Origin of the sequence: Arthrobacter sp. Bi26 (assembly GCF_918697925.1) — a bacterium.
GTDB lineage: Bacteria > Actinomycetota > Actinomycetes > Actinomycetales > Micrococcaceae > Arthrobacter.
Genome location: NZ_CAKKMF010000020.1, coordinates 1 through 12,059, shown reverse-complemented (window position 1 = coordinate 12,059; position 12,059 = coordinate 1). Strand labels below are relative to the sequence as shown.

Genomic DNA, 12,059 nt, shown 5'->3' with positions numbered 1-12,059 from the left:
GTTAGTCCTTCGGTGCCAGGGCTTTGGCGGCGATCGCGGGAAGGAAGCTGTGGGCCTCGGGGATGTGCGCCGCGCTGACCCGGCGCCGGAACACCCAGTACGTCCAGGCCTGGTACGCCAGGACCAGCGGCAGCCCGATGCAGGCCACAATGCCCATCAGGCCCAGGGTGTAGTCCGAGGACGAGGCGTTGGAGACTGTCAGGTTGAACGCGGGATCCAGGGTGGACGGGAGCACCACGGGGAAGGCGGCACCGAAGATGGATGCGCTGCCAAGCAGGAGGAATGCCCCCAGCGACAAGAAGGCACGGCCTTCGGCATCCTTCCGGGCAAAATTCCACGCCAGGACTGCCGCGACCACGGCGGCGACGACGGCAGCGATGGTCCAGGCCTCGCCGCTGAGAAGTTGGAGGCTCACGGCCCAGCCGGCGATAGGCAGCAGCAGCACGGGCAGCAACCGGACGAACCATGCCCGCGCCCGGTGGCGGACCTCGCCGTCGGTCTTCAGCGCCAGGAACCCGAGCCCGTGCAGGAGGGAGAACCCGACGACGGCGAACCCGCCGAGCACGGCGTAGCCGCTGAACCAGGCGAACGGGCCGCCCTCGCGGTCACCGTTGGCATCCAGCGGCAGTCCCGTGGTGGTCAGGGCCAGTGCGGCGCCGACGCCGAAGGCAGCGACGAACGATCCTGCCGCGATGGCCCAGTCCCAGCGGGCGCGCCACCGGGGGTTGTCCACTTTGCCGCGGTATTCGAAAGCGACTGCACGGAAGATGAGCGCCACGAGGACCAGCAGCAGCGGCAGGTACAGTGCGGAGAACAGCGAGGCGTACCACAGCGGGAAGGCCGCGAAGGTGGCACCGCCGGCGGTCAGGAGCCAGACCTCGTTGCCGTCCCAGACCGGGCCGATCGTGTTGATCAGGACGCGACGCTCCGTGTTGTTCCGGGCGAATACCTTCATCAGCATCCCGACGCCAAGGTCGAAGCCCTCGAGAAAGAGATAGCCCGTCCACAGCACCGCGATGGCGACGAACCAGATGGTGGGTAGCAGTTCCATGCTGAGAATCCTCTGCGCTTTTTGTGTGGGGTTGCTGGGTAGGTGGGTTGCTGGGCGGGCGCCTAGTAGGCGAAAGCCAGGACGTCGTCGTCGGGCTTGCCTGGACCGCCCCGGGGGGTGCCGTCCTCGTTTTCGTCAACGGGGGCATGTGCGAGTTCCGGCATGGCCGAGGCCACGCCGCCGCGGATGTACTTGACCAGGAGCTTGACCTCCACCACCAGTAGCACTGCATAAATGCTGGTCAGCACCACGAGGGAGGTCAGGATCTCGCCGGCCGAGACTCCCGGTGAGACGGCCGCGGCGGTGAACATGAAGACCTGATCGATTCCGCTGGGGTCCGGGTTCGGGGCGACGACGAACGGCTGGCGGCCCATCTCGGTGAAGATCCAGCCCGCGGCGTTGGCACCGAAGGGTGCGAGGATGCCGAACACCGCCAGGCGCATGAGTCCGCGGGAGGCCGGCACGGTTCCCTTGCGCGTGGCCCACAGGGCCACCAGGGCGGCGAGGGCGGCCACGCCACCGAAGCCGATCATCATCCGGAAGCCCCAGTAGGTGACCTCCATGACGGGCACGTACTGGATTTGCTGGCCGGCGCGGTCCCCGTAGATGGGGTTGTCCGGCAAAGTGGTGCCGTACTTGGCCTGGTACTCATCCAGGAGGCTGTTGACGCCCTTGACCTCCGTGGTGAAGTCGCCCTTGGCCAGGAAGGACAGGATGCCGGGGACCTCGATCACGGCCACGATGTCGTCGCAGTTCTTGGCGCCGACGTTGCCGACGCTGAGGACCGAGAAGCCGGTGCCGTCGTGGCAGGCTGCCTCGGCGGCGGCCATCTTCATGGGCTGCTGCTCGAACATGAGCTTGCCCTGGAGGTCCCCGGTGACGGCGGTGCCAGCGAAGGAAATCATGGCGACGACGGCGCCGATCCGCAGCGAGCGGATCCAGACGGTGTGGTCTGCGCGGTCCCGACCGAGGATGCCGGCGGCCTCGCCGGGAATCACCTTGCCATCGGCCCCGATCGTGTCGATGCCGTCGTGGCGGCGGCGCCACAGGTGGTACCAGGCGATCCCGAGGAGGAAGCCTCCGGCGACGGCGAGGGCGCCGAACAGGGTGTGCGGCACGGCCACGAGGGCGGTGTTGTTGGTGAAGACGGCCCACGCGTCGGTCATGACGGGCCGGCCGTTGACCATTTCGACGCCGACGGGGTGCTGCATCCAGCTGTTGGCCACGATGATGAAGTAGGCCGAGAACACGGAGCCAATCACGGCAACCCAGAGGCAGGCCAGGTGGACGCCGGGTTTGAGTTGTTTCCAGCCGAAGATCCACAGGCCCAGGAACGTTGACTCGACGAAGAAGGCCAGGAGCGCTTCCATGGCCAGCGGGGCGCCGAACACGTCACCGACAAAGCGGCTGTACTCGCTCCAGGCCATGCCGAACTGGAATTCCTGCACGATTCCGGTGGCGACGCCCATGATGAAGTTGATCAGGAAGAGCTTGCCCCAGAACTTCGTCATGCGCAGATATTCCGGCTTGCCGGTGCGGTACCAGAGCGTCTGGATCACAGCCACCACCAGCCCGAGGCCGATCGTGAGCGGCACCATCATGAAGTGGTAGACCGTGGTGATTCCGAATTGCCAGCGTGCGATTTCCAAGGCGTCCAAGGCAGTCCCTACTTTTGGCTAGGTCCGAGCAACTTCTACGCGGCGTAGAAGTAAGTCTTCTACAGAGTGTAGAACACAACGGCGCTTCCCCGTAACTCAGACTCCCACGGCGCGTCACGGCCTGCAATGGTCGGACTGGCGCCGTCCCGGCGCTCCAGACCGGCCGTCCGACACGCCGAACGGCCGTGTTCTACTTCATGTAGAAAGAATGCGCAAAACACGCTAAATTTGTAACTGAAGTATTCACATATAGCGCACCGGCAGGCACCAGCATTTTCCCAGCACGACGCCGGTGCTGCAGTCATAGAAGGATGTACGCAATGGCAAGTCTCGGTGAACTGGAACGGGCAGTGATGGACCTGCTCTGGGCAGGCCAAGAAGCTGCGACGGCCAACACGTTGCGGGACCTCCTCGCGCAGAGCACTCACCCCCAGGACGGCACGGCCGGACACGTGGGCAAGGACCTCGCGGTCACCACGGTGCTGACCGTGCTCTCCCGCCTCGAGCGCAAGGGCCTTGTTGAACGCGAACGCGGCACCCGCCCGCACCGCTACCAGGCTGTCTCGAGCCGCGCGGACCACACCGCGGAGCTCATGCACGAGGTCCTCGGCTCGGCCCCGGACCGCGAGGCCGTCCTTGCCCGGTTCATTGGTTCCGTCACGGACAACGAAGCAGAAACCCTGCGCAAGCTATTGGGCCGCAACTAGCGCCCGATGTTCTGGACCTCATATTTTCTGGCGGTCCTGGCGATAGCATTGGCGTGGCCGGTGCCTATCCTCCTCTCCCGTGCCCAGTGGCCGGCCCGCTCCCCTTTCACGGCGATGCTGCTGTGGCAGGCGATCGCCCTGGCCGGTGGCCTGTCCATGATCGGTGCCATGCTGGTCTACGGGCTCGAGCCGATCGGGGATAGCCTGCTCTCCGGCCTGCGGGCCCTGGCGGGGATGGTCTTCAACAATGCCCCCACTACCGATCTGGGCTTCTGGCACATTTTTGCGCTCTCGGCCGCGGCCCTACTGACGGCGCACCTTGTTTTCACCCTGCTGCTGACCTACTACAAGATCCAGCGACAGCGCCGGCGCCACCGCGAACTGCTGGACCTTCTGGCCTCACCGTCCTCTGACGGCCCGGGGACCATGGTCCTGAACGTGGACTCCCCCGTGGCGTACTGCCTGCCCGGCGGCGCACGGTCCGTGACTGTTCTCTCCGACGGGCTCATGGCCGCCCTGGAGCCCGATGAGCTGCGTGCCGTGCTGATTCACGAGAACGCGCACCTGAGCCAGCGCCACCACCTCCTGCTGTGGGCCTTCGCCGCGTGGCGCCAGGCCCTGCCATGGCTCCCCACCACCCGGCTGGCGCAGGAATCGGTCAACTCCCTGATCGAAATGCTGGCCGACGACGTCGCGCTCAAGACAGAGAGCAAGGCGACCCTCATCAAGGCGATTGCCATTGTGGCCAGCGGTTCACCGGCCACCCCCGCGGCACGCTTGGCGTTCGGCGAGCCCGGCCTGTCCGACGTCGACTCCAGCCAGCCCGGCGCCACTGGAGGCACTGGCTCGGCCGGTACGACGGCGTCCCGGGTCAGCCGCCTGCTCTCGCCCCGGCCGCCGCTGTCGGAACCGCTGCGCGCCGTCGTCCTGGCCTGCTGTGTGCTGCTGCTGGCCGTGCCGACGGCCCTGCTGCTGGTCCCCGGCCTGCTCGGCTAGGGCCGGCCCCAGCCAATCTGATCATCGCGCTCAAACGCCGGGCCGCCCCGCCAGAAGAACGGCGAAGCGGCCCGGCTTAGCGGCCGGCGAAGCGGCCCGGCTTGGCGGCCTGCGCTGTTATTTCAGCAGCTTGCTGGCCTTGAACTGGAGGTCGACGTTCCCGGAGCCGTTGCCCTTGGCGGATCCATTGACCGCCGAGGTGGTCATGGCGAAGGTCAGTGTGGAGTGGGCGATCGCGTCGGCCATTTGCTCCAGCACGGTGGTGTTGACGTTGCCGATCGTGTCGCAGGCCTGGTGGTAGCAGGAGTCATGCGCAACATTCGCTGTCCCGCCGAACACCGCCGCCTCCTCCACGGTCTTGATGCCTTCCGCGCCCGTGAACAGGCCGCCCGCAGGAATCCCGTTGTTGATGAACCCGGAGTAGTCCGAGCGCCCGTCAAACTCCGTCGGCGCGGTGGGCAGGTTCTGGGACTTGAAGTAGTCCACGAAGACCTTCTCGACGAGCCCGGAGCCGTTGGGGCCCTTCGTGCCGAAGGAGGAACCGTCGCCGTCGTAGACGTACCGGACAAAGTTCGGCGAGCCGACCATATCGAAGTTGAGGTTGACCGCGTGAGTCTTTATCTGGCTCGCCGTCAGCTGGGAAGCGTAGTAGTCCGAGCCGATGAGTCCGGGCTCCTCTCCTCCCCAGAAGGCGAAGCGGACCCTGTTGACCGGGGTCTGGCGGGACGCCTTCAACTGGATCGCCGTCTCCAGGATGGAGGCGGTCCCGGTGCCGTTGTCGTTGATGCCGGGCCCCTCAGGCACGGAATCGAGATGCGCCCCCACCAGGACGGTGCGGTCCGCACGTCCGCCGGTGTCGGCCAGGATGTTGAAGGACGTCAGTGCGGTGACGGTGGCGTTCACGGAGAGGTGCATGCTGACGCCTGTCAGCCCGGCGAGTTCGGCGCCGGTCGCGAAGCTGGTGCTGACCACAGGGAGACTGGCCTGAGGCGCGTCCAGCGTGCCGCCGAACAAGGCAAAGCGCTCGTCGCCCGGGTCGTCATTGCCCTGGTTGAAGATGATGACGCCGGCTGCTCCGGCCGCGGCGGCGTTGTCCGCTTTGATCCGGAAGGTGCACGTGCCGCGCTGGATCAGGGCGATGCTGCCCGGTGTGAACGCGCCGAAGTCAGCTGCCTCGCAGCCGCTGGTGGAGGCCCGGTCACCGGCCAGGTTGATGTCGACGGCGGCCAGCGGGGCAGTGACGTCGCCGGAACCGGAGTAGACCATATCGAGGAAGCCGTCCGGGGCGTCATAGGTGTAGCTTCTTGGGGATGGCGATAGCCGCTCCATGGAGGCCGAGACCGTGTCATAGCGGTCGTAGGGGAAAGTTTGGCGGACCGGGGTGTAGCCGGCGGCCCGCAACTTCCGCTCGATGTACCGGGCGGAGGCTTCATAGCCGGGAGTGCTGGCAGCGCGGGTGCCGCCGTTGGCGTCCGCGACCGCCTGGAGCGATGCGAGATGCTTCATGATGTTCTTCGCCGACACGGCGGCACGCAGGGATGCCGTGTTTGTTCCGTTGTCAGCGAGTGCGGGCGGCGCAAGGCTGGCCGCCAATCCGATCGAGGCGGCGATGGCCGCGCGGCGGATATTCCGGCGTTGCTTCATAGGGGTCTCCTGGATTCGGCTGCGGAATCCGAATCCGGGCGTCCTTTGCCCGCATCGGTGAGATGAAGCTATCGGAAGCACCTTGGGCAAAGGTTGGGCGAGCCAGGTGCCGGCGGGGCAGCCGCGACGGGAGGGATCTCTGTCGCACGGCCCGTACCCGCCGGCGGGACATCAGGCGTCGATGCGCTCCCGGTCCAGGTTTGCGGCGCCTGCAATGATGAAGTCCTTGCGGGGCGCCACGTCCGAGCCCATAAGGAGGTCGAACGTCTCTTCGGCCTGCTTGGCGTTCTCGATCCCGACCTTGCGGAGAGTCCGGTGACGGGGGTCCATGGTGGTTTCGGCCAGCTGCTCGGCGTCCATCTCACCCAGACCCTTGTAGCGCTGGATCGGCTCCTTGTAGCGCTTGCCCTCTTTTGCGAGCCGCGCCAGCAGGACATGGAGCTCGGCCTCGGAGTAGGTGTAGATCATCTCGTTGGCCTTCTGGCCGGCGTTGACCACCTCCACCCGGTGCAGCGGCGGGACGGCGGCGAAGACTCGGCCCTCGTCGATCATCGGGCGCATGTAGCGGAAGAAGAGCGTCAGGAGCAGGGTCCGGATGTGGGCGCCGTCGACGTCGGCGTCGGTCATCAGGATCACCTTGCCGTACCGGGCGGCGCTGATGTCGAACGTCCGGCCCGAGCCGGCTCCCACCACCTGGATCAGGGCCGCGCACTCTGCATTGGAGAGCATGTCCCCCACAGAGGCCTTCTGGACGTTGAGGATTTTGCCGCGGATCGGCAGGAGCGCCTGGAAGTCGGAGGACCTCGCCAGCTTGGCGGTGCCGAGTGCGGAGTCACCTTCGACGATGAACAGTTCGGAGCGTCCGACGTCGTCCGTGCGGCAGTCGGCGAGCTTGGTGGGCATGGATGAGGTTTCCAGTGCATTCTTCCGGCGCTGGGTTTCCTTGTGGACCCGCGCGGAGATGCGGGACTTCATCTCGCTGACGATCTTTTCCAGCAGCAGCGCGGACTGGGCCTTGTCGTTGCGGTTCGCGGACGTCAGCTTGGCGCTGATCTCCTGTTCCACCACCTTGGCCACGATGGCCCGCACGGCGGACGTGCCCAGGATTTCCTTGGTCTGGCCCTCGAACTGAGGTTCGGCCAGCCGGACGGTCAGGACTGCGGTCAGGCCGGCGAAGATGTCGTCTTTTTCGATCTTGTCGTTGCCGGCCTTGAGCTTGCGGGCATTGGTCTCCACGGCCTTGCGGAACGTCTTGAGCAGGGCCTGCTCGAAGCCGGACTGGTGGGTACCGCCCTTCGGCGTGGAAATGATGTTGACGAAGGTGCGGACCGTGCTGTCGTAGCCGATGCCCCAGCGCAGCGCGACGTCGACCTCGCAGTCGCGTTCGACCTCCGCGAGCTGGCTGTGGCCCTTTTCGTCGAGGACGGGGACGGTTTCCTTGAATTTCCCGGCACCGTGGAGGCGCCAGATGTCCGTGACGGCCGGGTCGGCGGCGAGGAAGTCGACAAACTCGGAGATGCCGCCGTCGTGGTGGAAGACCTCCTCGTGCGGGCCGGATTCGCCGGGCGTGCCGGCAACCCGGCGTTCATCCCGGACCGTGAGCTTCAGTCCGGGGACCAGGAACGAGGTCTGGCGGGCACGTGCGGCGAGGTCATCGTAGGAGAATTTGGCGTCGGGCGTGAAGATCTGGCGGTCCGCCCAGTAGCGGATCCGGGTTCCGGTCACACCGCGCTTGGCCTTCCCCACGACATCCAGCACGGAGCCGTCAATGAAGGGTTCGAAGAGGGTCGCGGGGTCCGGCTTCGTGCCCGGATCCTTGAACCGGCCAGGCTCCCCGCGGCGGAAGGACATCTTGTACGTCTTGCCGCCGCGGTCCACTTCGACGTCGAGGCGGGCCGAGAGCGCGTTGACCACGGAAGCGCCAACGCCGTGCAGACCGCCGGAAGCGGTGTAGGAGCCGCCGCCAAACTTTCCGCCGGCGTGCAGTTTGGTGAATACCACCTCGACGCCGGTCAGCCCGGTTTTCGGTTCGACGTCCACCGGAACGCCACGGCCGTCGTCGTGGATCTCCACCGAGTTATCCGCATGGAGGATGATCTTGATGTCGTGGCCGAAGCCGGCCAAGGCCTCGTCGACGGAGTTGTCGATGATTTCCCAGAGGCAGTGCATGAGTCCGCGGGAGTCCGTGGAGCCGATGTACATACCCGGGCGCTTACGGACGGCCTCGAGGCCCTCCAGCACGGAGAGGTGCCGGGCGGTGTAATCAGAACTGGGTGCCACGGGTCGTGAACTCCTTACAGGATCGGGACCGCCCCTGCAGCGTGCAAAGGTGGGCAGTCACAGAATTTGACGCTCTTCCTAGATTAGTCGGACTCCGGGTCATCGACGGTTTGCCACTCCCCGCAGGCGCTCTCCGCCCACTCGCCGTTACTGAGACGTGATACGCGGACAGCGAAAGAAGGCCATCCGTGCCATGGTTTGGCCACGAATGCTGGTTATATAGGTATACCGATCTACTAAGGAGGCCGAACATGACAACAGCAGTTGCGGACCGCACACTGACCGCCGCAGACCGGTGCGATCGTTGCGGAGCACAGGCATATGTCCGAGTTGTTCTCGGTGCCTCCGGCGGTGAGCTTCTTTTCTGCGGCCACCACGCACGCGCCGTAGAGCCGACACTCAAGCCGCTCAGCTCAGACTGGCATGACGAGACTGACCGCCTTCACCAGAAGGCCCCGGTTCCGGTCGACTAGACCGCACACCGGTTTCGTTTCGGCGCCCCACAGGGTTCCGGGCGACCTGAGACACTGAATCAGGGCCCCTCCATACCGGAGGGGCCCTGATTCGTTAAGTGACGTTTTCCCGTGGGCTACGCTCACCAAGCAACGTGGCGGCATCAACAGCGACCTACTTGGCTGCATCAACAGCAACGCGGGGCCACGTCCGGCCCGTTCCTCCGATGAGGACGGGCGGGATGTGACCCCGCGTTGGTGTGAACTTCGCCTGGCCTGTGGCCAGTGGGCGCTTAGTCCAGGTAGTCGCGCAGGACCTGTGAGCGCGACGGGTGCCGCAGCTTGGACATGGTCTTGGATTCGATCTGGCGGATGCGCTCGCGCGTCACGCCGTAGACCTTGCCGATTTCGTCTAAAGTCTTCGGCTGACCGTCGGTGAGGCCGAAGCGCATCGCGACCACACCGGCTTCACGCTCGGACAACGTGTCCAGCACCGAGTGCAGCTGTTCCTGCAGCAGGGTAAAGCTCACGGCATCCGCGGGAACCACGGCTTCGGAATCCTCGATGAGGTCGCCGAACTCGGAGTCGCCGTCCTCGCCCAGGGGGGTGTGCAGCGAGATGGGCTCGCGGCCGTACTTCTGGACCTCCACGACCTTTTCCGGAGTCATGTCCAGCTCGAGGGCCAGCTCCTCCGGTGTGGGTTCGCGGCCGAGGTCCTGCAGCATCTGCCGCTGTACGCGGGCCAGCTTGTTGATGACTTCCACCATGTGCACCGGGATGCGGATGGTGCGGGCCTGGTCGGCCATGGCGCGGGTGATGGCCTGGCGGATCCACCAGGTGGCGTACGTGGAGAACTTGAAGCCCTTGGTGTAGTCGAACTTCTCGACCGCACGGATCAGGCCCAGGTTGCCTTCCTGGATCAGGTCCAGGAACAGCATGCCGCGGCCGGTGTAACGCTTGGCCAGGGAGACGACGAGCCGGAGGTTGGCCTCAAGCAGGTGGTTCTTGGCACGCTTGCCGTCGTGGATGACGAACTCAAGCTCACGCTTGAGCTTCGGATCCATGGTGCCGTCGTCGGCGGCGATCTTCTCCTCGGCGAAGAGTCCGGCCTCGATCCGCAGGGCCAGGTCCACTTCCTGCTCGGCGTTCAGCAGGGCGACCTTGCCGATCTGCTTCAGGTAGTCCTTGACGGGGTCGGCGGTGGCGCCGGCCGACATGACCTGCTGCACGGGGGCGTCATCGTCGTCGGCGTCGGAGTACACGAAGCCGGAGCCGGTGGCGGCCGCGGCCTTGCCGGCGACTTCTTCGCCTTCTACTTCTTCGCCGAGCTCGGCGGCGTCGGGCGTGATGTCGTCGAGATCCTCTTCGGCGTCGACGTCGTCGTCGGACGCACTGGCTGAGTTGCCGGCGGCTTCTGCCGCGGCTTTAGCGCCGGGCTTGGGCCCGCGCTTCTTGGGCTCAGGCTTGGCGACCCCGGTAACGGTGTCGCCACCCTCTGCGGAAGCGGCGTCCTTGACAGCCTTGTTGGCTGCACGGGTGGCGGCGCGCTTGGCGTTGGTCGCCGCCTTCTTCTCCTCAGGGGACAATTCGGCCTGGTCGGCGGGTTCCTTCTTCGCGGAAGACGGGGTCACTGAAAACCTTTCTAGCTGCGGTCTGCGGAATCACCATACGGGCAACACCACTATGACCCTGTCAAGTCCGTGTTCAACACCAGGTGCAAACCACGACCAGCAGAGCCACTTAGTAGAACTGCTGGGATGGCCTAAATGTTCCCTGTTTCCAAGGAACATTTAGAGCACTTGATACACGGACCCAACCGGGTCTCGGCAACCATTGTCTCACGGTTTTCACGCTGAGTGCCTTCGGGACACCGGGTCCACAATTTTGCGGCGGCTTCCCGGCCGCGTCAGTTGCTCATGCCGCGTCGGGCGCAAATTTCTGCCAGGCGGCCTCACGCCTGGCCGCCCAGCCGCACAGGGTGCCGCGCCGGCCAAGCTCCGCCAGCAGTTCCGCGAGCCTGTATCCCGGGTGCTCCTGCAGGGCCTGCTTGTACAAGGCGTCGGCGTAGGAGCCGCGGCCACGGCACCATTCGATCCAACCCCGTGCCGTCACGGCAGCTGCAGTTGACTCCCCGTCACCCAAACCGCCGAGCCGCTCCAGGACCCGCTCGAGCCCGACCATCAGGGTCCAATCCGGGACTGATGGCGCCAGTCCGAGCAGGACTTCCCCGTAACCCGGGACCGCCTCGGCAACCGGAACCGTGCCAGTAGTGGGCCCGCCGGTGGCAGACGCCTCCGGCAGCGGTGACCCCGGAACGGACATGGAACGGGAGGCGGGGTCGGAAGTGCGATCGGGCATGCGGTCCGACACGGGCCCTGACAGAGGACTAGGCGTCGGTCCGAGCCGTGAGCCGAACGTGGATCGGGGGAAGGCGTCGGACCCGGCCTCCGCGTCGAACATGCCGAAGTCCTCAGCGCCGCATTCGGCTGCGGACCGTCCGGCCGCCGCCATGACGAGCACGGCGTCCCGCCATGACGGAATGCACAGGCTGGCCCGCAGGTAGCCCGCCAGTTCGGGTGAGAGCTGAAGTGGCTGAGCCGCGGTCCTGGGATCGAAGTTGGTGGGATCAAGATTCCCGGCGGGGTGACTCCCTGCGTCGGGCGTCCCGGCGTCGGGGATGGCGGCCCCAGGGGCCAGGGGGCTCTGCGCCGGGCCGGGGGGATTCTCGCGGACAGTGCCGGCCTGCATGGCCATCGTCCAAACATCGAGCACCTGATCAAATTGTGTCCGGTCCCGCCGCCGCGGGGAGAATTGTTCCGCCCAGCCGCACTCGGCCGCGCGCACCGCGGGGTCCACAGGCAGCGGCGCCGGGTGAGTCCCTTGCGCGCCGGGGACGGCTCCGACGCTGCTGCCGCGGTAAACCATCTCGGCGTTGAGCCGGCTGTTCTTGATCTGCTCGACCGGCCGGCCGGGCGTCCCGCAGCACTCCGGATCATCGCAGTACGCGTTGCGCCAGAACTCAGCACCGATAATCCAGGCGTCCCGCAAAGGCAGGCCGGCTGCCTCGAGGGCCAGCTCGAGCTCCTTGAGCAGGCCCGCCCACGCACTGCTTTTGCCGGGAGTGTTCGCATCGGTGTCAGTGAAAAGGGCAAGCAGCGAACCGTCAGCTGCGTCATCCGCCTGCAGGTAGGCCACGACATTTCGTGCGAATTCTGCCAACATATCCCTCCGGCCCGAGCCGGAGCGTCGTTTGGGGACGGCGCTCCCGCGC

Annotated in this window: 9 protein-coding genes; 3 read left to right on the top strand and 6 right to left on the bottom strand. The window is 66.1% G+C overall.

What is annotated here, in order from left to right; translation table 11 throughout:
• Window position 1: 1 nt before the first annotated feature.
• Window positions 2-1,051: a cytochrome d ubiquinol oxidase subunit II gene (gene cydB / locus LQV16_RS07325; protein WP_229993250.1), complete on the bottom strand. Its 1,050-nt coding sequence runs from the start codon at window positions 1,049-1,051 to the stop codon at window positions 2-4.
• 62 nt (window positions 1,052-1,113) lie between these two features.
• Entirely contained in the window at window positions 1,114-2,709 is a 1,596-nt protein-coding gene (locus tag LQV16_RS07320) for a cytochrome ubiquinol oxidase subunit I (RefSeq protein WP_229993249.1), read from the bottom strand.
• 320 nt (window positions 2,710-3,029) lie between these two features.
• Here LQV16_RS07320 and LQV16_RS07315 point away from each other — a divergent pair, with 320 nt between their 5' ends.
• Both LQV16_RS07315 and LQV16_RS07310 read left to right on the top strand, forming a co-directional pair.
• Complete coding sequence (locus LQV16_RS07315) at window positions 3,030-3,416, top strand: BlaI/MecI/CopY family transcriptional regulator (protein WP_229993248.1); 387 nt, start codon at window positions 3,030-3,032, stop codon at window positions 3,414-3,416.
• Between the two features lie 6 nt (window positions 3,417-3,422).
• Entirely contained in the window at window positions 3,423-4,412 is a 990-nt protein-coding gene (locus LQV16_RS07310; protein ID WP_229993247.1) for a M56 family metallopeptidase, read from the top strand.
• Window positions 4,413-4,529: 117 nt separating this feature from the next.
• Here LQV16_RS07310 and LQV16_RS07305 read toward each other — a convergent pair whose 3' ends face one another.
• Both LQV16_RS07305 and LQV16_RS07300 read right to left on the bottom strand, forming a co-directional pair.
• Window positions 4,530-6,056 (bottom strand): M20/M25/M40 family metallo-hydrolase, encoded by a 1,527-nt coding sequence (locus tag LQV16_RS07305; RefSeq protein ID WP_229993246.1) that lies wholly within the window; start codon window positions 6,054-6,056, stop codon window positions 4,530-4,532.
• Window positions 6,057-6,227: 171 nt separating this feature from the next.
• Entirely contained in the window at window positions 6,228-8,336 is a 2,109-nt protein-coding gene (locus LQV16_RS07300) for a DNA topoisomerase IV subunit B (RefSeq protein ID WP_229993245.1), read from the bottom strand.
• Between the two features lie 251 nt (window positions 8,337-8,587).
• On the opposite strand from LQV16_RS07300, the gene LQV16_RS07295 reads away from it, so the two are divergent.
• Complete coding sequence (locus LQV16_RS07295; RefSeq protein WP_026266251.1) at window positions 8,588-8,809, top strand: hypothetical protein; 222 nt, start codon at window positions 8,588-8,590, stop codon at window positions 8,807-8,809.
• Between the two features lie 272 nt (window positions 8,810-9,081).
• Here LQV16_RS07295 and LQV16_RS07290 read toward each other — a convergent pair whose 3' ends face one another.
• Window positions 9,082-10,419, bottom strand: a complete 1,338-nt coding sequence (locus LQV16_RS07290; protein ID WP_229993244.1) for an RNA polymerase sigma factor — start codon at window positions 10,417-10,419, stop codon at window positions 9,082-9,084.
• Between the two features lie 283 nt (window positions 10,420-10,702).
• Window positions 10,703-12,059: DUF4192 family protein (locus tag LQV16_RS07285; RefSeq protein WP_229993243.1), on the bottom strand; the 1,357-nt coding region annotated here is incomplete at its 5' end.